This is a genomic window from Salinimicrobium flavum (assembly GCF_042684505.1).
Lineage (GTDB): Bacteria > Bacteroidota > Bacteroidia > Flavobacteriales > Flavobacteriaceae > Salinimicrobium > Salinimicrobium flavum.
On the sequence record NZ_JBHULT010000005.1, the window covers coordinates 424,445 to 449,034 of the forward strand.

Sequence of the window (24,590 nt, forward strand, 5' to 3'; positions counted from 1 at the left end):
ATAAGCAGAATGAAAAAATCAAAAAGTATTAATTCAAAGCCTTTTAAAGGTGCAGGTTACCTCCTTGGGGCGATCATTGGATTTACCGCAGCAATTACCTCATTTGTTATCACAGAAAACATTGCCATCTCAATACCATTGCTTGCAGGACTCAGTATTCCTTTAGGGATGTTTATTGAGCAAAAATTCCAGGTTCAGGACAAAGAGAAAGATACAAGTAAAATGAAAATATTGGTTGCTCTCTTTGCGGTTGGTATTTTGTTATTTTTCTTAATTGTTTTTATTGCAAAATTGATATAATACAATTCTTTTCCAAAATTTCAATCAGTTACCAGGTGAAAAGATATGGAGGCCAAAACCATAACTGTAGAAACTCTTGTGGACCTTCCCGCAGAGAAAGTCTGGGAACTGTGGACCCAACCCCAGCACATCACCCAATGGAATTTTGCCGCAGAAACGTGGCACTGCCCCTCGGCAGAGAATGACCTGAGACCCGGTGGAAGGTTCTCCTGGCGTATGGAAGCAAAAGATGGCAGCATGGGGTTTGATTATAGCGGGAAGTATAACGAGGTTGATGCCCACAAACAAATTTCCTGCACCCTTGACGATGGCCGGCCGGTAGTCATCCAATTTTCTGAGGTGGAAGGCAAAACCAAAATCACCGAAACCTTTGAGGTAGAAGGTTCTCACAGTATGGATCAGCAAAAGACCGGCTGGCAGGCCATCCTGGATAATTTTAGGAAGTATGCCGAGAAACAGGCTGGACAATAGTTTTCTGCGCCGGGAAACTTCCCGGTGATTCCGTAGATTTGCGCTGAAAACTTTTGGTTTTTGGTGCTTTAAATTAGGATTTTTCGAAGGTTTTCACGCAAAGTCCGCAAAGCTCTTCGCAAAGACCGCGAAGGAGATTTGTATTGAAAACGATTGGAATTTAATGCTTGAACAATTGGAATTTCACGAATGTCTGGTGCTTAAAAAATTTTCCCAAAGGTGTGGTGCTTAACAAATTGTGATTTTTCCGATATTTATCTTTCAAAAACCTACTTTCATGAAAAGATTTTTCCTGGCAATCCTCATTGCCATGTTTTCAGCTTCAATTTCAGCCCAGGAGGCTGCGCACTGGTTGCGCTCCCCGAGCATCTCGCCCGATGGGAAGACCATTATTTTTAGTTATATGGGCAATTTGTACCGTGTGGCCCAACAGGGAGGCACAGCCATTCCTATCACTACCGGTGACGCGTATGACGGTTGGCCTGTGTGGAGCAACGACGGCAGGACCATTGCCTTTGCCAGCGACCGCAACGGGAATTTCGATGTCTACACCATGCCTGCTACCGGCGGTGCACCTGTGAGGTTAACCTTCAACAGTACAGACGACCTGCCTTATGATTTCACGGCAGATGATAAGAAGGTACTATTCGGCAGTGGGCGCAATGCCCCCGCAGAAAGTGTAAGATTCCCGAGTCCGGGTTTGTTTTCCAACCTGTACACCATTCCGGTAAAAGGGGGGAGGCCTATCCTGCTCACCGCGGCAGGGGCAGATGATGCAAACTTCAGCAAAGACGGTTCTAAACTCGTTTTTGAAGACCGTAAAGGATATGAAGATGCCCTGAGAAAACACCACACTTCTTCAGTCACCAGGGACATCTGGTTGTATGATATCAATAACAACACCTATAAGCAACTGAGCAATTTCGAAGGCGAGAACAGGGAGCCGGTTTTTAGTTCAGATGCTTCCGCAGTATATTATCTCAACGAAAAGAGCGGAACGCAAAACCTTTATAAAATGCCCCTTTCGGGAGAGAATGAAGAACAGCTGACGCAATTCAAGGATTTTCCGGTAAGGCATTTGACGATTTCAGATGATAACCAACTGGCCTTTTCCTGGAAAGGGGATATCTACACCCTGAGTCCGGGTGCAACGGCCCAAAAAGTGGAGGTAAAGGTGATGAGTGATTCGGGCTATGAGGCCGTGAAGAATATGGAGATCAATTCGGTCACCGAGTTCGCGGTATCACCAAACAACAAGGAGATCGCCTTCGTGAACCGCGGGGAGGTCTTTGTTACCGGCGTGGATGATTCGCGCACCAAAAGAGTCACGAACACCCCCGAGCAGGAAAGAATGATCAGCTGGTCCAAAGACGGGAAAACCTTGTTATTTTCCGGGGAAAGGGACGGCAGCTGGAATGTGTATAAAGTGACACTAACCCGACCCGAAGAGGAGTATTTCTATGCTTCTACCGTGCTAAATTCAGAACCTGTTATTGCTACGGAAGCAGAAGAATTTCAGCCAGAATATTCACCGGACGGGAAGAAAATCGCCTTTATTGAAGAAAGGAACATCCTGAAGGTGCTCGATCTGGATTCAAAAAAGAAGACCACCATTTTCCCCGAAGGCAGGAACTATTCCTACAGTGACGGAGACTGGTCTTACGAATGGAGCCCCGACAGCCGATGGCTGCTGGTGGATGATCAAAAAGGTTATTTCTTCAACAACAATGTGGCCCTGATCAAAGCAGATGGTTCGGGAGAAATTTTCCACCCGGTGAACAGCGGATTTGGCGAGTCCAACGCCAAGTGGGCCATGGAAGGAAAAATGATGACGTATGAAAGCAGTAAAGAGGGAAGAAAATCCCTCGCCTTACAAGGCAGCAGGGAAGTGGATATTTATGGGGTTTTCTTTGACCAGGAGGCCTATGACAAGTACAAACTAAGCAAAGAAGAGTTCGAGCTGCTTACCGCTAAAGAAAAAAAGGAGAAGGAAGAACAGGAGGAAAAAGAGAAAGAAGAGGAAGAAGCCAGGAAATCTAAAAAGAAAAAAGAAAAGGTTGACGACAAAAAGCCCCTAACTCTTAACCTGGAGAACCTGGAGTATAGGAAGGAAAAGTTGACTATCAATAGTTCCAGTATCAGTGACTATGTGCTTAACAAGGACGGGAGTAAAGTATATTACCTGGCGTCTTTTGAAAAGGGTTATGACCTTTGGGTGACAGAGCCACGCACGAGGGAAACGAAGATCCTCGCCAAGATGGGAGGTTCCCCCGGCGGTGTTGAGATCAGTGAAGATGACAAAACCCTCTTTTTGAGCAATGAAGGGAAATTGGTCAAAGTTGATGCAGAATCGGGGGAAGTGACAAATATCGCCATTGCAGGAGATATGCTGGTAGATGCAGAGGGTGAAAGAAAATATATGTTCGACCACATGTGGCGGCAGGTAAAGAAGAAATTTTATGATCCCGGGCTGCATGGAGTCGATTGGGAGATGTACAAAGAAGAGTACTCTAAGTTCCTTCCTTACATCAATAACAATTACGACTATCAACAGCTTTTAAGTGAAATGCTTGGGGAACTCAATGCCTCTCACACCGGCGGCAGATATCGCCCCGAGAATAACGGACTAAAATCTGCAGCTCTTGGCTTACTTTACGATGAAAAATACAGTGGAGAAGGAATAAAGATTTCCGAAGTACTTGCAGGAGGTCCTTTAGATAAAGCCAATTCAAAAGTTAAGGCCGGCGATATCATTATAAAGATCAACGGGAAAGAAATTGGAGCCAATGAGAACTGGAACAAATACCTGCTGGGTCTTGAAAAAAAGAACACTCTGTTGACCTTCAAAAGGGGCAATACCACTTTTGATGAAAAAGTACAGCCATTTTCCACAGGTGAAGAAAGTCAGTTGATGTACAGGAGATGGGTGAACAGGATGGAGAAAATGGTCAACTCCCTTAGTGGTGGGGAGTTGGGTTATCTTCATATTCGCGGAATGAATGACAGCAGTTTCAGAGACGTATATGAAAATGCCCTGGGAAGGAATATCGGCAAGAAAGGGCTGGTTGTAGACACCAGGTTCAACGGCGGGGGATGGTTGCATGACGACCTGAACACCTTTCTGAGCGGACAGGAATACCTGAAGTTTGCACCACAAGGCAATGTTGTTAAAGGAGGGGAACCAATGGCCAGATGGACCAAGCCGAGCATCGTGGTAATGGGAGAGGGGAATTACAGTGATGCCTTTATCTTTCCTTATATATACAAACAAAACAAGCTCGGAAAGCTGGTAGGCATGCCTGTTCCCGGAACTGGAACCGCAGTATGGTGGGAACGCCAGATCGATCCAACCATCGTCTTTGGAATTCCAATGGTGGCCACTATCGGTGCCGAAGGCAGGCCAACCGAGAACCTCCAACTGGAACCGGATATCATGGTACCGCTGCCCTACAATGATTTCCTTAACGGAAAGGACCCTCAAATAGAAACCGCTGTTAAAGAGTTAGAAAAAGAACTATCTCAGGAGTAAATTTTAATTGATTCTGAAGTCAAAAAGCCTTTCGTTATCCCGGGAGGTTTTTTTTCAAGGTTCGGGGTTTCGGGTTCCGTGTTTTGAAATGTATAGAAGATGGACCCTGAAAGGGTCAAAGATTTATAGAAAAAGTACGATTAGAGGGTACGACCCCTTCGGGGTCGCATGTATTCACCCATTACTTTTCTATAATTATACCATCCCTTCGGGATGAAAATGTAAATTAATAACTGGCTATTTTAACTGGTAAAAACTTGTTGATTCTATAAGGCTCAAATGCTTCCTGAATTGGAATTCAAAAAATAACCTGGAAAGGGGGGCAACTGAATAGAAAAATAAATTGATTATATCACGATCCCGACAGGGTGGAATATCTTTTTTTGTAATTTACTGGGATTTAAAAACAAAAGAAATTCTATCTAATGCCGGGCACCTTCTCACAACTTTATATTCAAATTGTATTTGCTGTAAAAGGACGCCAAAGCCTGATTGCAGAGAAATGGGAAACAGAACTTTATAAATACATAACAGGAATAATTACCAATAAAAATCAGAAATTATTGGCTATAAATGGTATGCCAGACCATATCTATATTTTCATAGGTTTGAAACCATCCTGTTGTTTATCAGATTTGGTCAGAGAAATCAAGAAGGCTTCAAATGAATTTATAAATAATAAAGGTTTTTTAAAGTCAAAGTTCGAATGGCAGAAAGGTTGTGGTGCATTCTCCTATTCTCATTCAGCCGTGGATAATGTGATTTTGTATATCCAGAATCAGAAAGAACATCACAGAAGACGATCTTTCAAGGAGGAGTACAAGGAGTTTCTAATCAAATACAGAATAGAACATAAAGACGAATACTTGTTCGACTGGATTGAATGAAGCTGTCGCAAGTTGCCAGGCGAATTTTTATGCGACCCCTTCTGGGTCGAGATTGGATCAATTGAATTACTTCTATAAATATTTAATCCCTTCGGGATTCATTTTTCATGAAAATATTATGATAAACTCAAAAACTCCTCTTTATTGAGCCAATATGAATACCACCCTGAAAGGGACATATATTTCCAGAGCAGTGGAAAATGAAGGTATGACCGCGACCTTATTGACTTTATATTGTACAACTGCAAGAAAAATTCGACCCTTAAGGGTCGAATATTACTCTACTACCTATTATTATCGAATCCCTTCAGGAGAAAAAGACTTGTAGACGATTGTTTTGGCAGAGAATATTATTTTGCAACCTGAATAAATCCTGAGATAAAATAATTTTTCTGAAAGGCCTTCCGTAAATTCGGGAGGCGTTTTAGAACCAGTATGAAAAACAAAAAAACTTACCCCTCAGAAGTTTACCTCAGCGGCAAATGGATGCCACCCCGGGAAGCTACTATATCTGTTTTTGACCGTGGCTTTATGTTTGGTGACGGAATTTATGAGGTAACCCCTTTTTACCGCGGAAAAGCTTTCAGGCTGCAGGATCATCTGGACCGGCTGAAGTATTGCCTGGCTGAAATAAAAATACCGTTCGATCTAAGCATTTTAGAGCCCCTGATGTATGAAGCTCTTTCCCGCGCCGGACTGGCAGCTTCAGATGCGGCGGTTTATGTTCAGATTTCTCGTGGCGCTGCTCCGCGAACCCATTACTTCCCGGAAACTCCCAAACCAACTTTTCTGATGTATGCTTTTCCTGTAAAGCTGGAAAATTTTCATGAGAAGCGATGGAAGGTTCTGGTTTCTGAAGATTTCAGGTGGCAACGCTGTGATATTAAATCCACAGCCTTACTTGCAAACACCATGTCCAATGAACAAGCCGTTTTGAGAGGTTATGACGAGAACCTGCTGGTACGCGATGGATATTTTACTGAAGGCTCGCATTCTACCGCATTTTTCGTCAGTAATGGAATCATCTACACCCATCCCAAAAGTCCGCACATCCTTTCCGGCATCACCCGCAAGGTGGTTCTGGAAATTTGTAGGGATCTCGGAATCAAATTCAAAGAAGAAGCTTTTCCGTTGGACAAAATTTCAGAAGTTGATGATGTATTTCTCACCGGCACTACGACACAGATCACTGCCGTTTCCCTACTGCAGGAAAAGGAACAGGTGTTGTTTCAGGGTGAAAAAGGGGAGATCACGGGAAGGCTTCAGGAGGAGTTTTTGAAGAGAACCAGGGGTTAAAGCACTAAGCACCAAATTCCAAATTAATGTCAGGTCGAGCGGAGTCGAGACCTCATAAATCATAGACATTCCGTTTCAAAGGTACCCCTCGACTCCGCTCGGGGAGACAATCGTGGTGACTTCTGCCGTCAGTTCGAGTGATTTTTTAGAGCGGCAGCGAGAAAAAATTGTATCGAGAATAGAGGCTGACACTCTCCCTTGTTCTCGATACAAATTCCCTTCTGCTGTTGCAGTAGAGAATTCACTCGAACTGACGGGAGATCTGTAGTTTTTGGTACTTGGAATTTCATGCCAGGAAATTAATTCCTGATAAACTCCATCACCTTCTCCACCGGCAACTTCTCAACAGTTCTTCCCTCAAATCCCGTCATAGTCTCTGCCATAAAAAGTGAATTTATAATTGCCTCCTCAGTGGCTTCGATGGCTGCCATGAAAATGGGAGTCACCCGGTCATTAGGTACGACCTCCTGTGTTAATGTGTTGGTTTCTATCCTGTATGGAATTCGCATATTTTCAGCAGTCGAGAAGGCGATAACGTAATCACCACTGCCGTTAGAGGCAATTCCGCCGGTTTTAGCCAGTCCCATAAAAGCCCTTTTCGCCAGGCGTTCGAGGTTGCGGTGATCAAGAGGAGCATCTGTAGCGACCACGATCATACAGGAGCCATCCACATCATTTAGAAGTTGCCTGCTAAAGCTGAATTTCCCCAGCTCTTCGCCAACCTGCATTCCATCGATCTGGAGTACACCTCCAAAATTGGTCTGCACCAGCACTCCCACCGTATAGCCTCCCAAAGATTCAGGCAGTTTTCGGGATGAGGTGCCAATTCCGCCTTTGTAACTAAAGGCAATTGTACCGGTGCCGGCACCAACATTCCCTTCGGAAATGTTATTTTCCGAAGCATTTTCTATTGCCGCGATCACATCTGCTTCTTTCAAATGTCTCCCGCGGATGTCATTCAGATATCCGTCATTAGTTTCTCCCACCACCGCATTCACAGACCGAACATCCTCGTTGCTTTCCAGGCTCAGCGTATAATCGATCACCGCATTCATAGCAGTAGGAACACTTAGAGTGTTGGTGAGGATCACCGGAGTTTCCAGAAGGCCGAGTTCTGAAATTTGTGTGCTGCCGGCAAGTTTTCCGAAGCCATTGCCGACAAAAACGGCGGCAGGTACTTTTTCCTGAAAAATATTTCCGGAGTGGGGGAGAATGGCAGTTGTTCCTGTTCTTACAGAATCGCCTTTGATCAGGGTAGTATGGCCCACTTTCACTCCGGCAACATCATTAATCGCATTTAACGTTCCCGGGGTCATTACGCCAATCTCTATTCCCAGATCGCGTGCTCTTTCCTGGCAAAGAGCAGAAAACATTGGAAACAGGATGAAAGTGAGGCAGATAAAGAAGTTATTTTTCATTGGAATAGTTTAATGAGGCTTCAATTTAAATTTTTTCGGGAGATTATTCTAAAAACTACAAGCTTAAGTTGTTAGATGAGAGATTTCTCATTTTTGATTGTATCTTTGCAGCCCCTAAGAAAGACCTAACCTGTTTTCAAAACCTGTTAGGTCTGGAAAGGTACAAGAGAAGAATTTTATGAGAACAAAGTCGTTAAAGAAGAACAGGATCAATGTGGTCACCCTTGGATGCAGCAAGAACGTCTATGACAGTGAGGTGTTGATGGGTCAGTTAAAGGCCAATGAGAAGGATGTGGTACATGAACAGGATGGGAATATTGTAGTGATCAACACCTGTGGTTTTATTGATAACGCCAAAGAGGAATCTATCAATACTATTCTTGATTTTGTTGAGCTTAAAGAGCAGGGTGAGGTGGACAAGGTTTTTGTGACCGGATGCCTTAGTGAACGCTATAAACCCGATCTTTTAAAAGAGATCCCAAATGTGGATCAATACTTCGGAACTACCGAATTGCCCGAACTTCTTGCCGCTCTTGAAGCCGATTACAAGCATGAACTGGTAGGAGAAAGGTTAACGACCACTCCGAAAAACTATGCATACCTGAAGATTGCCGAAGGTTGCGACCGGCCGTGCTCTTTTTGCGCCATTCCGCTAATGCGCGGGAAGCACCGTTCCACGCCTATTGAGGACCTGGTGACTGAGGCAAAGAAACTGGCTGCAAAGGGGGTTAAGGAACTTATCCTTATCGCCCAGGATCTGACCTATTACGGTCTCGATATCTACAAAAAGCGAAATCTGGCTGAGCTTCTTGAAAACCTGGTAAAGGTGGAAGGGATCGAATGGATACGTTTGCATTATGCCTTTCCCACCGGATTCCCGATGGATGTACTGGAGGTGATGAAGCGGGAACCGAAGATTTGTAATTACCTCGATATTCCGTTGCAGCATATTTCTGATGAACTTCTGAAGTCCATGCGCCGCGGCACAACACACGAAAAGACCACCAACCTTCTTAAGGAGTTTAGAACATTGGTACCCGGAATGACCATTCGCAGCACGCTGATCGTGGGATATCCCGGGGAGACCGTGGAACATTTTCAGGAGTTAAAAGATTGGGTGAAGGAGATGCGTTTTGAACGCCTCGGATGTTTTACTTATTCGCATGAAGAGAATACCCATGCCTACAACCTGGAAGATAATGTGCCGCAGGAAGTGAAGCAGGAACGCGCCAATGAGATCATGGAGATACAATCTCAGATCTCCTGGGAACTGAATCAGCAGAAAATAGGACAAACATTCAGGGTCATCATTGACCGTAAAGAAGGAGAGTATTATATTGGAAGGACAGAATTCGATTCTCCCGATGTAGACAATGAAGTGCTGATAGACGCTACAAAAATTTACCTGAAGACCGGGGAATTCTATGAAGTGAAGATCACAGAAGCCGCAGATTTTGACCTTTATGGTGAACCGGTGAACGTGAAAGACGAAAGGCCTAAGAGAAAAGAGCTGAAAATAAGAACAGTTTAAAATAATGCCCGGGTGCTGGAACTGGTAGACAGGCATGGCTCAGAACCATGTGTCCATTAGGGCGTGCGGGCCTGTCTGCCGACAGGTAGATTCGACTCCCGCCTCGGGAACTTTGCTAAACCTAACAGGTCTCGAAGACCTGTTAGGTTTTTTTATTTAGGTTTTCTAGTTTTCCGCCTCATGCTCCAAACCTGCAAGGTCTTTTTTTTGACCTTGTAGGTTTCCTTTTTTAAGCCACGGAGGCACGGATAATTTTTTAGCTCTGACAGGACATTGGATTTAACTCTGAAAGGGTTTTCTAGTTTTCCACGTCATGCTGAACTTGTTTCAGCATCTTTGAGTTAAGCTACTGAAAACTCAGTACTGAATACTCACTACTCAGTACTGAATACTCACTACTCACTACTCAATACTCACTACTCAATACTCACTACTTTTTTAAGCTACAGTGATCTCTTTCTCCAGATAAACCTCCTGTACACTTCTTAAGATCGTGACTCCCTCATCCATGGGTCTCTGAAAAGCTTTTCTGCCCATTATGAGTCCGCAGCCTCCCGCACGTTTATTGATCACTGCTGTTCTGACTGCCGCCTGAAAGTCTGAGTCCCCTTTGGAACCTCCGCCGGAGTTGATGAGTCCTATTTTTCCCATGTAACAGTTGGCTACCTGGAAGCGGCAAAGGTCAATAGGATGATCTGTGGTGAGACTTTCATACATTTCCTGACTTTGTTTTCCAAAGCCAATGTCCCTGAAACCGAAATTGGTTTCCGGAAGTTTTTGTTTGATAATGTCTGCCTTTATAGTAACTCCAATATGATTGGCCTGCCCGGTAAGATCGGCTGCTGAATGGTAATCTTTATCGTCTTTTTTGAAGGCTGAATTTCGGGTGTAGCACCATAAAATGGTCGCCATTCCCAGTTGGTGTGCTTCCTCAAAGGCAGCTGCTATTTCCTGGATCTGCCGGGTGCTTTCTTCAGATCCAAAATATATGGTGGCTCCAATCGCGGTAGCGCCCATATCCCATGCTTCACGAACACTTCCGAAGGGAATCTGGTCATATTTATTGGGATAGGTAAGTAATTCGTTATGATTGATCTTTACGATGAAAGGGATTCTATGTGCATATTTCCTGGCGTGCAAGGCTAGTCCGCCAAAGGTGGAAGCCACGCCGTTACAGCCTGCTTCCATAGCAAGTTTTATGATGTTTTCGGGATCGAAATAAGCCTGATTCTTATAAAATGAAAATGCTGCACTGTGCTCTATTCCCTGGTCTACCGGTAGGATATTAAGATAACCTGTACCGCCCAGCGACCCGTGATCATACAACTGCTTTAAACTTTTTAAAACCTGCGGACTCCGGTCGCTGTCAATGAAATTATCTACGCTATGAGGACCGGGTACTACCAGACTATCTTTTGGTATACTTTTGCTTTCATATTTCAATAATGACTCAGCATCTGAGCCCAGGAGTTCAATAATTCTGTCAATAGTTCTCATAGCGACTGGTTTTAGATTAGTTGTGTATTTATGGTTGGTAGAACACCTATGATTCTGAAGATAAGATTTTTAATATGAAAGAGGGGGAGGAGGATTCCTAAAAAATATATAAAAGATCAGCGATAGTGGTAAAAAATACCCTCGTCAAAAGGAGTCCAAAGACAGGCTTTCATATTAGCTTTTTTCAAACCGTTGTTCACCCAGGTGTTGCAGGTGTAGAAAAAGTTCAAAGACCTTTTGGCTTGGTAAAACACATCATTTTGGTTGTAATGAAGATCTTTTACCGGTTGCACCCGGCCTACAGTATTGGTCTCAAAACTTTCGGCAACATATTGGGACAGCACACGGTACTGGGAAGATGTGATCTCCACCGGCACCATTGGATAACGTGACCTCCGCGATTCCATGAATTCCACATGAAGGGCTGATGGTTTGGGGAGGAATACTGCCTGAAAGGCTACAGGAAAAGTAAGATCGGACCATTCAGGGGTCTTTTCATAAAATTCGAGATCGCCCCACCCAAAAGAAATATAACTGAAATCTGTTCTTTTTGAGAGGGTATGCTGCGGATCTGTAATCTCCTCCCAGTTCATAACCTCGTTCTTTATTGGGAAAACAAGGTCTGTGTGTATCCCGTTCGTGCGAAGATAAATGGTAATTTCACCGTTTTCGGGCTGTTCAACATTTACCGGGACTACAGATCCTATCAATGCCCCTATAAAATACAGCAGCATGACGATCAAAAGTGAAAGAATCCCCTTGGTGATGAAGGTCAATATCCGGTAAAGCCATTTCAGCATCTTATTTGGAATTCATAAATAGAAGGTCTTTGAGCGCTTTTTTAAAGATCTCAATTTCCTCCCGGGTATTGTAGGGAGCAAAGCCAATTCGTATCCATCCCCCGGTAGCCATGACCGGAAAGATCTCGGCCATTGTGGCAGCATAAAAATGCCCGTCTCCAATGCACAAATTATACTTTTCTGCGAAGAATTCAGTCGCTTTTCTGGAATGGATATTTTTAATGCGGAAGGCAAAGGTGGGGGTCTTCTCGATCTTATCGGGAGCCCTGTAAAGGGTAACCTCCGGAATATTTTTCAAGAAACCCTCCAGGTCCTTCATAAGTTCCTCCTCATAAGCTTTGATAAACTCCATTCCCGTTCTCAGTCTTTGCTTCCTGTGACCCCCTGATCCCAGCTTTGCGATGAACTCAATCGCTCCGCACAATCCTGCAATAGCCTCATGATTCTGAGTTCCGGTTTCCAGTTTGTAAGGAATCTCATTGGGAGCGGGTTTTAACTTTGCCACCGGTAACTTATTGAACAAGTCAGCTTTTATTACGGCTATTCCTAAATGTGGTCCAAAGAATTTGTAGGCAGAACAGAAAAGTATATCACAATCGAGGCTTTCGAAATCAACCGGGAAATGAGGAACGGCATGAACAGCATCTGCAATGGTAAACGCGTCTACTTCCCTGGCTTTTTGGAAGATGATTTTAGCATTAGATACAGTGCCAGTGAGATTTGAAGATAGGCCCACGGCCACCAATTTTGTTCTTTTTGTGATGATCTCTTCCAGTTTTGTGAGGTCCAGGGTAAAATCATCTTTATTAACGGGAATGAATTTTACAACAGCTCCGGTTTCTTTTGCCAGGTAAAGCCATGGATCAACATTGGCCCTATGGTCCAGTTGGGTAACCACAATCTCATCACCTTCTTTAAGAAAACTGCGCAGGCTGTTTGATACCTGGAAAGCCAGGCTGGTCATGTTCTGTCCAAAAGCTACTTCTTCGGCTTTACAATTTAGGAGATCCCCAACTGCTGTTTTTGCTTCGAGCAGCAAGGCATCGGTTCTCTGGCTGGTGGGAAATGTGCCATGTAAATTCGCCATTCCGGTGGTAATGTATTCCGTCATTCTGTCCAGGCAAGGCTGTGCCATTTGGGTTCCCCCGGGTCCATCAAAATAAATGGGAAAAACCTGTTCCTGGTCTTTAATTTGAAGTGCGGGGAAAAGGTTCCTTACTTTTTCGATCGGAAATGTGGTTTCAGGCATTTTTTCTTTTTTTGTAGTCCATATAAATATAGAAAATGTAAAGGACTGCTCCCAGACCTCCCACCCAGTATAATCCGTTCTCAAGCCGGTCAAGATCTTTTGAAAAATAAGCTACGGCAATAGAGAGAAGGATCATTCCCGTATAGGTGGCCAAAATGAACTTTTTAAAACTCATTTTGAAAATTCCGGCAATAAAACTTATGGCATCATTGGAGAAAAAAGGAGATATACGAAACAGTATTATGGTACCAAAGGCATAATTGGAGACCCGGAAATCCATTTTCTCGAACTTTTTCTTGCCGAGAAAGACTCCTTTTAACTTCTTTCCTATATGATAACCTATTGTTGAGGCGACTCCAACTCCAATAAGATTGATCAATATTCCCCACCAGAACCCGTAGGCAAGTACTGAGACTATTATGGGCAGCCAGGATGGAAAAACAATAAGGAACATTTGCAGAACAACAAAAAGTATAATAGGCACAGGACCCCAAATTCCAAATTGGTCCACATAATTTCCTATGATTTCCCTGTCTTCACTTAGCAGGACGCGCCATGCTTCTATGGCCCCTTCCCGGAACCGGGGATCATAGAAATATAATGCCACCAAACCGAGGATAAGGATGCCGCTTAGGATAAAACTGAGATATTGACCGAAAAACGATTTTGCCAAACCGGGATTTTATAAATCTAAATTACAAATTATTAAATCTATAGGTGGTTGAGGATATTTTAAATTTCCATGCTTATATAAAATACAATTAATTAAAGATTTGGTAATTTTAAGGTTACACGGGCAAACCGAAACTATTCTATTTTTGAAGGACTTAATGAGAATTGAGTAGTTTTCATATATTCTTAGTTTTTGTCAATTAGATGTATGAGTAAAGGTTGCCCCGGCCAGGCAGCCTTTTTTACTTAGAAATAACCTGCCGGTAACATTCAGTTAACATTAATGAGGGTTATTTGCAGTGACAAAAACAAAGAATACCATGAAATTTCAAAAAAGCATATTTGCTATTCTATTATTATTAAGTTCCTTATCGATCAAGGCTCAGGATGTAACCGAAAGCAGGTTCGGAAAAGGACTTTTCAATGTAATCGCCAAAGACAGTTCGTATAGTGCGAATTTCACGGTGAGAATGCAGTCCTTATTTACTTCAGATTGGGGAATCCCTGAAGCGGGAGATTGGGAAGATGCCCAATCCAACCTGATGATAAGAAGAGCCCGGCTAAAACTCGGTGGTTTCGCATACTCTCCGAAATTAAAATACAAATTGCAGTTAGGCCTTGCCAACAGGGATATATCGGGAGCATCACCGTACACAAGTAATGCCCCAAGATATATTCTTGATGCACTGGTAGCCTGGAATTTCTATGAGAACTTTGAGCTTTGGGTGGGCCAGACCAAACTACCCGGGAACAGGGAGCAGCTTATTTCCTCTGGAAGTCTCGAAACGGTTGACCGTTCCCTGGTGAACAGCTATTTCAATCTTGGCCGTGAAATGGGAGTGCAATTACACCATTCTACAAACCTGGGCGGAAATTTTCTGCTAAAAGAAGCTGTTTCTGTTTCCCAGGGGGAAGGAAGAAATATTACTACCGGAAATCTTGGAGGCCATCAATATATGGGGAGGTTGGAATTACTTCCGTTTGGAGATTTTGATGCCTATTCGGGTGCTGATCTGGATAGGGAGGAAACTCCTAAACTGGCTATAGGATTGAGTTACGAATTCAATAATGATGCGGTTAAGACCCGTTCCAATGCCGGTTCTTACATGGTGAATGATGAAGGTTTTTTCGAAACAGATATTACCACCTTCTTTCTGGACGCCATGTTCAAATACCGCGGATTTTCCTTGATGGGTGAATACGCCGATCGCAGGGCAGATGATGCTTTTGCCAGGAATTCTGATGGCAGCCTTACAGGGGATGCGGTAAACATTGGTAAAGGATACAACCTGCAGGCCGGGTATGTATTCGGGAAGGATTGGCAGGTTGTGGGTCGTTATACCAATATTGATCTTGACGACCAAATTTCCGAAGCAATAGAAAACCAATATACCCTTGCACTTTCAAAATATATCGCTAAACATAAACTTAAGATCCAGACAGATCTTAGCTATACAGACCTTGACCTTGGACTGGACGATAATCTACTTTACAGATTGCAACTTGAAATTCAATTTTAACAACGATAACTCATGAAAAAACTCATTTTACTAGCCGCTGTGTCCTTCACTGTGATGTCCTGCGGAAATAACAAAAAAGACGACGGGAGTACCTCCATTTCAATTGACGGTTCCAGTACAGTTTATCCTGTGACCGAAGCTATGGCAGAAGAATTCCGTAATGAAGACCCAAAGACCGATATTACCATTGGAGTTTCAGGAACAGGGGGCGGATTTAAGAAATTCGGACGAGGGGAATCAGATATTGCCAATGCATCACGTCCGATTAAAGATGACGAACGTGCCATTGCAGAAGAGAACAACATCAGCTTTGTAGAACTCGAAGTTGCCTATGACGGACTTGCCGTAATTGTACATCCTGAAAATGACTGGGTGGACTGTTTCACTGTGGAGCAACTAAAAATGATCTGGGAACCCGGGGCACAGGGAACGATCACCCGCTGGAACCAGATCGATCCTGCATGGCCAGATGAAGAGATCCATCTTTTTGGACCCGGAGTAGCTTCAGGGACCTTTGATTATTTCACCGAAGCTATTGTAGGAAAATCGGGAAGCAGCAGAGGTGATTATACCGCCAGTGAAGATGATAACGTGCTGGTACAGGGAGTTTCCGGTGATAAATACGGTCTTGGTTTCTTCGGACTAGCCTATTTTGAAGAAAACAGCAATAAATTACGCCTGGTGGGTGTAGATGGAGGTGAAGGCTGTGTGAAACCATCTATAGAAACCGTGAGCAATGGTTCCTATGCCCCACTTTCAAGACCACTATTTGTTTACGTGAACAGTTCATCTGTGAAAAATAACCCTAAAGTGATAGATTTTATCAATTTTTATCTTGATGAAGCTTCATCTTTATTGAAGGATGTGGGTTATGTGCCATTGACTCCTGAAGAGTACAAAGCACAAAAAGAAAAATTCAACACTTTTGTTGAGAAACATCAGAAGTAAATAAGTATTCCTAAAGGAAGATACCAGGGTCTTACAGGACTCTGGTTTTTCCTTGTAATGGATTTTTTATGCGAAAATTAAAAGAAACGGTAATTGAAAAAACGCTCCTTTCGAGTGCTTTGGTTACCATTGCGGTTACTGTTGGTATCATCCTGGTCCTGTCTCTGGAAGCGATAAATTTCTTTAGTGAGGTGTCCATCATTGATTTTCTTACAGATACACAATGGACACCGCTTTTTTCAGATAAACACTTTGGGATCCTGCCTTTGTTATCGGGAACATTACTTACCTCTTTTATAGCCATAATATTTGCTGTACCTGTTGGTTTGTCGATAAGTATCTATATAAGTGAGTATGCACCCAAGAGCTTCAGAAGGACCATAAAACCTGCATTAGAGCTCCTCGCTGCTGTACCAACAGTTGTATATGGATTCTTTGCCTTAACGGTAGTCACACCATTTTTACAAACCTTTATCCCGGGATTGTCGAGTTTTAACTCCCTTTCAGCCGGACTTGTTATGGGAATCATGATCATTCCATTCATATCTTCTTTGAGTGAAGATGCCTTGCATGCGGTACCCTATTCTTTAAGAGAGGCAGGCTATGGAATGGGGTCTACAAAGCTTCAGAATTCTTTTAGGATACTTGTTCCTGCAGCATCCTCGGGAATCATTGTTTCCATTATCCTGGCTATTTCAAGAGCAATAGGGGAGACGATGATCGTAGCCATCGCGGCAGGACAACAGCCAAGATTGACCTTTGATCCAACCGTCCCAGTAGAGACCATTACTGCCTATATAGTACAGGTAAGTCTTGGAGACGTCCAGCATGGTTCCCTGGAATACAGGACCATTTTTGCAGCGGGGATCACCTTATTTATTTTCACCTTCCTGCTGAATACCATCAGTTATAAGATTAGGAAAAAATTCAGGGAGAAATATGAATAGGATAAAGAAAAACCGGTTAAAAGACCAGATATTCAAAGCCTGGGGTGTTTTTTGCACCTTACTGGGAATTGTGCTCCTTGCCATTTTTATAGGATCTATCCTTGTAGATGGAATTCAAAGAATAGACTGGGATTTCATTACTAACCTTCCCTCCCGGAAAGCTGAAAGAGCCGGTATATTTACGGCTTTAATGGGAAGTGTTTGGATCCTGGTACTTACTACGATCATAGCGTTACCAATAGGGATCGCAGCGGCTATTTACCTGGAAGAGTACGCTAAAAAAGGTAAACTGTCTTCCTTGCTGGAAATCAATATTTCGAATCTTGCAGGTGTTCCTTCCATCATCTACGGGCTTTTGGGATTGGAGATATTTGTAAGAATTATGCAAATGGGATCAAGTGTGCTGGCAGGAAGTTTTACCCTGGCGCTTCTAATCCTGCCCATTGTGATTGTTTCTACAAGAGAAGCTTTGAAAGCCGTTCCAAAATCAATCAGGGACGCTTCTTTTGCCATGGGTGCTTCTAAATGGCAAACCGTATCCCGGCAGTTATTACCGGCCTCATCGGGAGGAATACTTACCGGGGTGATCCTGGCCTTATCCAGGGCAGTAGGAGAGACAGCACCGTTGATCGTTATTGGTGCGCTGGCTTATGTTCCCTTTGCACCTTCTTCTCCTATGGATGAGTTCTCTGTATTACCAATCCAGATATTTAACTGGATCTCCCGTCCACAGCACGGCTTTGAAGTAAATGCAGCAGCAGGAATCATAATTTTATTGTTGATTACTTTTATAATGAATGGAGTTGCAGTTTATTTCAGAAATAAATGGCAGAAAAAATTTAAATAAAGCTTTTCATGAGCAAAGAGAATAAAGAAAAAGTTGTAGATAAGTCTATCAAAAGAAAGCATAAACTACAGGCGAAAGGTGTGAAGGTGTTCTATGATGATTTCATGGCTATTAAAGGTATAGATATGAACATCAGGGCGAATAAGGTCACTGCTTTTATAGGCCCTTCCGGCTGCGGAAAATCCACGTTCCTGAGATTGTTTAACAGGATGAATGATTATGTGGATGGCTTTAGAATGGAAGGGGAAATTTTGATTGACGGAAAGAATATCTACAAAAAGGATGTCAACGTAGAACAACTCCGGAAGCAGGTAGGTATGGTTTTTCAAAAACCGAATCCATTTCCAAAATCAATTTTCGAGAATGTTGCCTATGGTTTGAAAATTCAGGGAATCAAGGATAAGAAATTTCTTCAGGAGAAGGTTGAGGAGTCATTAAAAAAGGTGGCGCTTTGGGGTGAGGTGAAAGACGATCTTCAAAAATCGGCTATGGCGCTTTCCGGAGGGCAGCAACAAAGACTTTGTATTGCAAGGGCCCTGGCGGTGGAGCCTTCTATTATTTTAATGGATGAACCTACTTCTGCGCTAGACCCATTGTCTACAGCCAAAATTGAGGAGCTCATCTATGAATTAAAGGAGCAGTATACTATCGTTATTGTGACGCATAATATGCAACAGGCAGGAAGGGTCAGTGATTACACAGCATTTTTCTATCTGGGGGAATTGATTGAATATGACAAATCAAAAAAACTGTTCACCAATCCCGAAAAACAACAAACAGAGAATTATATCACCGGTAGATTCGGTTAAAAATTTTGAGCCTATGATAAGTTTAGACCAACATAGAGAAGGATTAAATCAAACAGGGTTAGAGATGTTGCATCTTTGCACCAAGCAATTGGAGAATTCCCGGGAAGCTTTTTTTAATCATGACAATGATCTTGCAGAGGAAGTGCTGCATACAGAGAACAGGGTAAATGCCCTGGACCTGAAAATTGATCGCGACTGTGAGCGGTTTATTGCCTTGCACAATCCCGTAGCCAGTGACCTTCGATTTGTTCTTGCCCTGAGAAAGATCAATTTTGACCTGGAGAGGATAGGGGATCATGCCTTCGGAATTTCCAAGTATATTATCGAAGTAAACACTCCCATTGATGATCGGCTGATGGAAAAGATGAGGGTTAAAGAGATGTTTGATGCCACCCTTTCTATGCTGGAAGATATCACTGATGCCTATAATGAAGTGGATACAAAGGTCGCCCGAAAGGTGTTCAAAAAAGACAAAACCCTTAACGAGATCAACATGCAATCGTTCGGAGTCATTTCAGAAGAGGTAAAAAAAGATCCGAACCTTATCGACCAATTGATGTTATTATTTTCAGTTATTAAAAAACTGGAAAGAATAGGAGACCTAATCACGAATATTGCTGAAGAGATCATATTTTACAGGGAGGCTGAGGTGTTAAAACATCAAAAGAAGAAGAAAGTTAGAAGAAGTAATGACTGATCAGTTAAGGATAAAGAAAAGAAAAGACTGCGGAGGCAGTTTTTTTTTGCTCCAGGATCAAGATTATGACAACAGATTAATTTTGGTAAGGCAAACAGGATTAGAACAAATAAAGGGCTTCCAATTGGCAGCCCTTTAACTTAATTTTTAAACCTGAATAGCTTTACAGGGAAGCTTCGATCCAATTCCATGCAGAGATATCCACTTTTGTGCCTGTGGTATAATCTCCGTCCGGAGTCGCATCAATACCATCTATTTTTACGTTGCCTAAAGCTCCACCATCCTTCATGTCCACCTTGGTGGTATATCCTTCAAGATACAGGTTAGATAAAGTGGCGCCAGATTCCTTCTTAAATTGCAAAGCGGTTCCTCCTGTGGTTGAAACAGCGGTCAAATTAACCAGATTTGGATTGTTGTTCGCTCCATCAGCTTCAACAGCGGTAGAGAAGTTATCAATGCTGTGATTTACATACACATTGGTAACGGTTCCCTTCCATCCTTCTGTCCAATCTACGGCATCATCTTCGTTGTTCTCAAGGTAAAGATTAGTAGCAGAAACAGTTCCTCCAAAAAACTCCACCCCGTCGTCAGCTCCGTTGATAACCGCAATGTTTTCAACTACAGTTCCAGATCCTACCGCGTAGAAAGAAACTCCGTTATATTGAGATTCTGAATTGATCTGGGCACCCGTTCCCGAGATCACAAGGTTTTTGATGCTTCCTGAGCTGTCTGTATCATCATTTCCTCCATAGATAAAACCACCTACTTCAGCAGTTGCGTCTACACCTTCAGTAGTAGTAGCATTTCCAACCAAAGTCAAACCTCCCCAATCCCCGGGCATACCTTCCTCAGATGAGATCACAACCGGATTGTCTTCAGTTCCCTGGATATCGATCAATCCGCCTTTAAGAATGGCAATATAAACATCTGTTCCACCCTCTCTTGCGATGATCTTTGTTCCGGCAGGAATAACCAGTTTTGCACCGTTTTGAACGATGTATGAAGAGTTTAAGGAATAAGTGACAGCAGGATCAAGGGTCACAGTACCTTCAACTGTTCCCTGTAAAATGTTTGATTCTACACTTGACCTGTTGTTGATCCAATTGAAAGAAGCATGGGAAGTCGTGGCAGGGATAGTATAGTTGGATTCGGGATCTCCAATATTTTTTTCTATGACAACGTTTTCCAAAGACCCGCTGTCTTTCATATCAATTGAAGTATCGTAGCCTGTCAAAGAGAGTCCTTCAAAAGTAGCTCCCGATTCCTTTTTGAACTGTAAAGCAGTACCTCCGGTAGTAGATACAGCTGTAAAGTTGACTATTGTGGGATTGTTATTGACTCCGTCAGCTTCAATTGCTGTTGAAAAACCATCTATGGTATGTAAAACATACACGTTGGTGATCGTTCCGGTCCAGCCTTCTGTCCAGTCAACAGCATCATCTTCGTTGTTTTCGAGGTAAATATCGGTAACTGAAACAGCCCCGCCGAAGAATTCCACTCCGTCATCGGCTCCGTTTTGTATAGCTACATTCCTTATGTTTGTTCCTGAACCCACCGCATACAGCGTCAATCCATTGTATTGAGAATCGGCGTTGATCTGGGCGCCGGCACCTTCTATTACCAGGTATTCGATAGAGCCTGAGTTGTCGGCATTATCAGAACCTCCGTACTGGAATCCACCCACTTCTGCAGTGACATTGGTACCTTCAGTAGTTACTCCTTTTCCAAGGATTACCAGACCCCCCCAGTCTCCTGCTTTTTTATTTTCTGAAGTCATGATAACAGGGTTGCTTTCTGTACCGTTGATCACGATATCTGCATCCTGATGCACAGCGATGTAAACCTCTGTGCCTTTGTTGGCAACTATTTTGGTTCCAGCGGGAATGGTAAGTTTAGCCCCGGCCAGTACTTCGTAAGACCCTGTAAGTTGATATTCTACGGAAGGGTCAAGAGTAACATCTTTATTGATTTCCCCCTTTAGCTCGTTGTTTCCAGCGACAGGAATGTCGATAATGGGATCATTATCCTCACTACAGCCGGTCAAGATCAAGCCGCTAAATACAAACATTAGGACAGCCAATGTGTTGTTCATTTTTTTCATTTTTCTGAATTTTAAGTTTAGTTTAATTGTGTTGTTTTTAAATTGATTAAAGATTAAAAGCTATAGTTTACTCCAAGGCTTAAACTGGCTCCTCTCGTGTATGAACGAACGGTTTTTGTGGTCTCAATTCCGGTGGTGGATGGTCTGATCTTCTGGACTCTTTCACTTTCCGGGTTTAAAAGGTTTTTTCCGGTGAATTTCAAGCTCCAGTGCTCTCCCAGTTCCTGGCTGAATACTGCATTAAGTGTGACGAACCCTTTTTCAACGACTGCATCGTTGTAAAAAGTTTCACTTTCAGTTTGCCTTTCCGGAGCCCCTAAAGCGTAGATCTTGTCTGAAGCATAATTCGCAACAAGACTCGCCATGAACGGATTTTCGTTTCCGGCTATCAGGTTGATTGAACCGTTAAAGATCCAGTCTGATGCTCCTTCCAAACCGGTCTCAGTCAATCCTTTGTACTGAAAGGTTCTTATGAAGGTGCCATCAGCAGCCCTCACTTCTTTCAGGTCTTGTGAATGCCACATTCTGGAGGCATTGAATCCAAGATTAAGATCGTATGCCGCCCCATTTTTCATGGTGATCAATTCAAGTTTTGACTCAAGTTCAAGTCCGTAGATCTCGGCCTGTTTTCCGGCGTTGAAATAAGAGAACACACCTGCAGAACCTCTGTCTTGTACTTGATTAATAGGATCTTCAATCTTCTTGTAGAATCCGGTAAGGGAGATCAGCTGTCCTGCTGAGGGGAAATATTCCCACTTCAGGTCAAAATTGTAATTGTCGGATGCCTGCAGATCTGGGTTCCCACGCGTTACCTGTCCGGTTTGAGAAACATATTCAAAAGGAGCAACTTCCTTAAACTCCGGAAGAGTCAGGGTTTTGCTTGCCGCTAAACGAATGTTGTTCTTTTCATTTAAGGCATATCGCAAATTGAGAGCTGGATAGAAATTATTGTAGGTCATATGGGAAGAACCAATTCTTCCGGGAATATTTCCTACGTTATAAACAACATCCAGTTCATCTTGCTGATAGCGAACCCCTGCGTTGATGTTCAGTTGATCCAAACTGTAATTGAACATGGCGAAACCGGCCGTTGACTCCAGGTTAGCCCTGTACCGGTCTGCCTGTAAACTATTGTTGATGTCCAGAGAACCGGTGTTTAGGTTGGCTTGTGTGAATACTTCTGAAATGTTGTCGATGGAGGAAGGAGTCAGGATCCCTGTAGAAGACTCTTCAAGTCCCAAAAACCTTGAAATGAAATCCCTTGCCTTGTATCTGTAATTTCCGCCAAAGCTTACATCCAGAGAATTCTCTTCATTTTTAAAGAACTGGAGTTTATCGGAAATAGATCCGTTGAATTCCTGGTCATCGATCTCCTGGTAACTTTTACGCTGTTGATATCCTCCGGTGTTTCCCAGATATACAACATCTTCATTAAAATTAACTTCATTCCTGATACGGTTAGGTTCGTCGGCATTTACCATGTTAATACCGGCGGCCCAATTAAGGCTGTTTTTTTCGGTTATTTGGTGCTCTCCTAAAAGTTGGTTAACCCAGAGTCGGGTCTGTTTTGTATTCTGATCCCTTACGAATTGTGACAGTCCGTCTTTTGGATCTGTTTCTTCATAGATGTAACCTTCTCCATTCCTTCCTCCTTCAAATACGTTGTCTGATAGTTTATTAATGAATAGGCTGTTCCCTCTTATTCTATGGTCCTTGTTGAACTCGTAAGCAATAGTAGCGAGTCCGGTTGTGTTGGTGGTCTTTGAAAAGTTTTCGGCATCGGTGATGGAGTCGTTGATAAAATTCGCCCTGAATTCTCTGAACACTCCTTTTGTATGTTCGAAGGAAACATCCTGTGATCCGGTGATCAATACCTCAAGTTTTTCCCCAATTCGCTTTCCTGCTGAAATATTATATTTATAGTTCATGGGGAAATCTGCTGTTCCCGGTGTCCAGTCCTGGTAAATCAATTTGTATTCAGACGCTTTTCCGCCGGTATAAAAACCGAAGTCCACATTTTTCATGTTGGTGGAAACTTTAAAATTGTTGAACACACCTTCTTTCATTACGTTGGTGTTTATTCCCGCACCTGCACCTACGCTTAATTCCTGTGATCCAACCAATTCACGAGTGGCAATGTCGATATTTCCTGAAGCCTGGTCTGCGGAAGTGGTCGAGGAGTGCGTTTTACTGATACCTACACTCTGTATTACCCCTGTAGGGAAGAGTTCCAGGTCAATGTTTTTACGTTCCACATCATCAGATGGGATTGGGAGGCCGTTCAAGGTGGTGTACAGGTAACGGTCTCCCAACCCTCGTACAAAAATGTCACCCGATGCTTCGCTACTGCTCACCCCCGAAATGCGGGTGGTGGCTGTTGCAACATCGGAAACGCCCAATTTGGCTAATTCATGGGCTCCTATACTTTCTTTTATTTCTATTGCTTTTTTCTGGTCCAGCAGCAAAGCAATTTCCGAATCCTTACGGGACACGGTTGTAATGACTACCTCGTCTAATGAGGCTGCGCTGGAACCTAATTCGGTATTTACTTCGGTAACTTTTCCCGCAACCACTTTGACATTAGGTACTTCTATAGATTCATAACCCACAAAGCTGAATACCAGGGTGTACTCTCCGGGCTCCAGGGCATTCAGTACATATAATCCGTTAATATCTGTAGTGGCCCCTTTGGTGGTCCCTTTTAAAAGTATGTTTGCAAAGGGAAGAGGTTCCCCGTTCATTTCCTTGTCTGTTAGTTTTCCGGCGATCGTTCCGGTAGTTTCATTTTGCGCATGTAGAGCAAGGCTCATGAGTAAAGCGGCAGTAATGGTAAATATTCTTATCATTTTTGTCATATTTCTTACCGCAAAGAAAGACCTGTAATGTAACTACAGGGTTAACTCACAATTATTTCATTATCATTTAAACATTATGAGAATGTTACGAAACCGAATCCCGCTGCAGGTTATTATTCTGAAATAGTTAGGGATCTTTTATGGTTCACATTTGGCAGAAGAAGCAGGGGTGAGCCTAAAATGTTTGTGCATTTTATTAACTTGGGCAATCCTAAA

The 24,590-nt window shown here is 43.0% G+C and carries 19 protein-coding genes and 1 tRNA gene; 13 read left to right on the forward strand and 7 right to left on the reverse strand.

Annotated features, from left to right (window positions below; genetic code table 11):
- Positions 1-9 precede the first annotated feature (9 nt).
- The 5 genes from ACFSTG_RS02385 (at position 10) to ACFSTG_RS02405 (ending at position 6,483) form a co-directional block, all read left to right on the forward strand.
- Positions 10-300, forward strand: coding sequence for a hypothetical protein (locus tag ACFSTG_RS02385; RefSeq protein WP_380748086.1), 291 nt, complete (start codon positions 10-12; stop codon positions 298-300).
- A gap of 45 nt (positions 301-345) precedes the next feature.
- On the forward strand, positions 346-771 hold the full coding sequence (locus tag ACFSTG_RS02390; RefSeq protein WP_380748088.1) for an SRPBCC family protein: 426 nt from the start codon (positions 346-348) through the stop codon (positions 769-771).
- A gap of 277 nt (positions 772-1,048) precedes the next feature.
- On the forward strand, positions 1,049-4,300 hold the full coding sequence (locus ACFSTG_RS02395) for a S41 family peptidase (RefSeq protein ID WP_380748090.1): 3,252 nt from the start codon (positions 1,049-1,051) through the stop codon (positions 4,298-4,300).
- Positions 4,301-4,725: 425 nt separating this feature from the next.
- Positions 4,726-5,187 (forward strand): IS200/IS605 family transposase, encoded by a 462-nt coding sequence (gene tnpA, locus ACFSTG_RS02400; protein WP_380748092.1) that lies wholly within the window; start codon positions 4,726-4,728, stop codon positions 5,185-5,187.
- A gap of 435 nt (positions 5,188-5,622) precedes the next feature.
- Complete coding sequence (locus tag ACFSTG_RS02405) at positions 5,623-6,483, forward strand: aminotransferase class IV (RefSeq protein ID WP_380748094.1); 861 nt, start codon at positions 5,623-5,625, stop codon at positions 6,481-6,483.
- Positions 6,484-6,782: 299 nt separating this feature from the next.
- Here the strand turns inward: ACFSTG_RS02405 and ACFSTG_RS02410 are convergent, their stop codons facing one another.
- Complete coding sequence (locus ACFSTG_RS02410; protein WP_380748096.1) at positions 6,783-7,901, reverse strand: DmpA family aminopeptidase; 1,119 nt, start codon at positions 7,899-7,901, stop codon at positions 6,783-6,785.
- 178 nt (positions 7,902-8,079) lie between these two features.
- Here ACFSTG_RS02410 and rimO point away from each other — a divergent pair, with 178 nt between their 5' ends.
- Together rimO and ACFSTG_RS02420 are read left to right on the forward strand one after the other, a co-directional pair.
- A complete protein-coding gene (gene rimO, locus ACFSTG_RS02415) occupies positions 8,080-9,432 on the forward strand; it encodes a 30S ribosomal protein S12 methylthiotransferase RimO (RefSeq protein ID WP_380748098.1) in 1,353 nt (450 codons plus the stop codon).
- 7 nt (positions 9,433-9,439) lie between these two features.
- Positions 9,440-9,542: transfer RNA gene (locus ACFSTG_RS02420), tRNA-Leu, on the forward strand.
- A 328-nt stretch (positions 9,543-9,870) separates the two neighbouring features.
- Here ACFSTG_RS02420 and ACFSTG_RS02425 read toward each other — a convergent pair.
- The 4 genes from ACFSTG_RS02425 to ACFSTG_RS02440 all read right to left on the reverse strand — a co-directional run bounded on the left by ACFSTG_RS02425 (position 9,871) and on the right by ACFSTG_RS02440 (position 13,651).
- Positions 9,871-10,929: a class I fructose-bisphosphate aldolase gene (locus ACFSTG_RS02425; protein WP_380748100.1), complete on the reverse strand. Its 1,059-nt coding sequence runs from the start codon at positions 10,927-10,929 to the stop codon at positions 9,871-9,873.
- A gap of 116 nt (positions 10,930-11,045) precedes the next feature.
- Complete coding sequence (locus ACFSTG_RS02430) at positions 11,046-11,729, reverse strand: TIGR02117 family protein (RefSeq protein WP_380748102.1); 684 nt, start codon at positions 11,727-11,729, stop codon at positions 11,046-11,048.
- A 1-nt stretch (position 11,730) separates the two neighbouring features.
- Positions 11,731-12,978: a cysteine desulfurase-like protein gene (locus tag ACFSTG_RS02435; RefSeq protein WP_380748104.1), complete on the reverse strand. Its 1,248-nt coding sequence runs from the start codon at positions 12,976-12,978 to the stop codon at positions 11,731-11,733.
- Entirely contained in the window at positions 12,971-13,651 is a 681-nt protein-coding gene (locus ACFSTG_RS02440; protein ID WP_380748106.1) for a TVP38/TMEM64 family protein, read from the reverse strand. The genes ACFSTG_RS02435 and ACFSTG_RS02440 overlap by 8 nt, the downstream gene beginning before the upstream one ends.
- Positions 13,652-13,970: 319 nt before the next feature.
- Between ACFSTG_RS02440 and ACFSTG_RS02445 the strand changes: the two genes are divergently transcribed.
- The 6 genes from ACFSTG_RS02445 (at position 13,971) to phoU (ending at position 19,418) form a co-directional block, all read left to right on the forward strand.
- The gene (locus ACFSTG_RS02445) at positions 13,971-15,170 is read left to right on the forward strand and encodes a porin (RefSeq protein ID WP_380748108.1); all 1,200 of its coding nucleotides are present in this window, start codon (positions 13,971-13,973) and stop codon (positions 15,168-15,170) included.
- Positions 15,171-15,182: 12 nt separating this feature from the next.
- On the forward strand, positions 15,183-16,118 hold the full coding sequence (locus ACFSTG_RS02450) for a PstS family phosphate ABC transporter substrate-binding protein (protein ID WP_380748110.1): 936 nt from the start codon (positions 15,183-15,185) through the stop codon (positions 16,116-16,118).
- A gap of 68 nt (positions 16,119-16,186) precedes the next feature.
- The gene (gene pstC, locus ACFSTG_RS02455; RefSeq protein ID WP_380748112.1) at positions 16,187-17,065 is read left to right on the forward strand and encodes a phosphate ABC transporter permease subunit PstC; all 879 of its coding nucleotides are present in this window, start codon (positions 16,187-16,189) and stop codon (positions 17,063-17,065) included.
- Positions 17,058-17,912, forward strand: coding sequence for a phosphate ABC transporter permease PstA (gene pstA, locus ACFSTG_RS02460; protein ID WP_380748114.1), 855 nt, complete (start codon positions 17,058-17,060; stop codon positions 17,910-17,912). Before pstC ends, pstA begins: the two co-directional genes overlap by 8 nt.
- A gap of 8 nt (positions 17,913-17,920) precedes the next feature.
- Positions 17,921-18,721: a phosphate ABC transporter ATP-binding protein PstB gene (pstB, locus tag ACFSTG_RS02465; RefSeq protein ID WP_380748115.1), complete on the forward strand. Its 801-nt coding sequence runs from the start codon at positions 17,921-17,923 to the stop codon at positions 18,719-18,721.
- Between the two features lie 13 nt (positions 18,722-18,734).
- A complete protein-coding gene (phoU, locus tag ACFSTG_RS02470) occupies positions 18,735-19,418 on the forward strand; it encodes a phosphate signaling complex protein PhoU (RefSeq protein WP_380748116.1) in 684 nt (227 codons plus the stop codon).
- Positions 19,419-19,581: 163 nt separating this feature from the next.
- Here phoU and ACFSTG_RS02475 read toward each other — a convergent pair whose 3' ends face one another.
- Both ACFSTG_RS02475 and ACFSTG_RS02480 read right to left on the reverse strand, forming a co-directional pair.
- Positions 19,582-21,510, reverse strand: a complete 1,929-nt coding sequence (locus tag ACFSTG_RS02475; RefSeq protein ID WP_380748117.1) for a hypothetical protein — start codon at positions 21,508-21,510, stop codon at positions 19,582-19,584.
- A gap of 62 nt (positions 21,511-21,572) precedes the next feature.
- The gene (locus ACFSTG_RS02480) at positions 21,573-24,365 is read right to left on the reverse strand and encodes a TonB-dependent receptor (protein ID WP_380748119.1); all 2,793 of its coding nucleotides are present in this window, start codon (positions 24,363-24,365) and stop codon (positions 21,573-21,575) included.
- Positions 24,366-24,590 lie beyond the last annotated feature (225 nt).

Bases quoted from the DNA above. Each gene is read 5' to 3' on its own strand.
- pstB (WP_380748115.1), top strand. From the start codon at position 17,921: ATGAGCAAAGAGAATAAAGAAAAAGTTGTAGATAAGTCTATCAAAAGA.
- ACFSTG_RS02395 (WP_380748090.1), top strand. From the start codon at position 1,049: ATGAAAAGATTTTTCCTGGCAATCCTCATTGCCATGTTTTCAGCTTCA.
- ACFSTG_RS02480 (WP_380748119.1), bottom strand. From the start codon at position 24,365: ATGATAAGAATATTTACCATTACTGCCGCTTTACTCATGAGCCTTGCT.
- ACFSTG_RS02435 (WP_380748104.1), bottom strand. From the start codon at position 12,978: ATGCCTGAAACCACATTTCCGATCGAAAAAGTAAGGAACCTTTTCCCC.
- pstC (WP_380748112.1), top strand. From the start codon at position 16,187: ATGCGAAAATTAAAAGAAACGGTAATTGAAAAAACGCTCCTTTCGAGT.
- ACFSTG_RS02430 (WP_380748102.1), bottom strand. From the start codon at position 11,729: ATGCTGAAATGGCTTTACCGGATATTGACCTTCATCACCAAGGGGATT.
- pstA (WP_380748114.1), top strand. From the start codon at position 17,058: ATGAATAGGATAAAGAAAAACCGGTTAAAAGACCAGATATTCAAAGCC.
- ACFSTG_RS02385 (WP_380748086.1), top strand. From the start codon at position 10: ATGAAAAAATCAAAAAGTATTAATTCAAAGCCTTTTAAAGGTGCAGGT.
- ACFSTG_RS02425 (WP_380748100.1), bottom strand. From the start codon at position 10,929: ATGAGAACTATTGACAGAATTATTGAACTCCTGGGCTCAGATGCTGAG.
- ACFSTG_RS02450 (WP_380748110.1), top strand. From the start codon at position 15,183: ATGAAAAAACTCATTTTACTAGCCGCTGTGTCCTTCACTGTGATGTCC.
- rimO (WP_380748098.1), top strand. From the start codon at position 8,080: ATGAGAACAAAGTCGTTAAAGAAGAACAGGATCAATGTGGTCACCCTT.
- ACFSTG_RS02405 (WP_380748094.1), top strand. From the start codon at position 5,623: ATGAAAAACAAAAAAACTTACCCCTCAGAAGTTTACCTCAGCGGCAAA.
- phoU (WP_380748116.1), top strand. From the start codon at position 18,735: ATGATAAGTTTAGACCAACATAGAGAAGGATTAAATCAAACAGGGTTA.
- ACFSTG_RS02390 (WP_380748088.1), top strand. From the start codon at position 346: ATGGAGGCCAAAACCATAACTGTAGAAACTCTTGTGGACCTTCCCGCA.
- ACFSTG_RS02475 (WP_380748117.1), bottom strand. From the start codon at position 21,510: ATGAACAACACATTGGCTGTCCTAATGTTTGTATTTAGCGGCTTGATC.
- ACFSTG_RS02410 (WP_380748096.1), bottom strand. From the start codon at position 7,901: ATGAAAAATAACTTCTTTATCTGCCTCACTTTCATCCTGTTTCCAATG.
- ACFSTG_RS02445 (WP_380748108.1), top strand. From the start codon at position 13,971: ATGAAATTTCAAAAAAGCATATTTGCTATTCTATTATTATTAAGTTCC.
- tnpA (WP_380748092.1), top strand. From the start codon at position 4,726: ATGCCGGGCACCTTCTCACAACTTTATATTCAAATTGTATTTGCTGTA.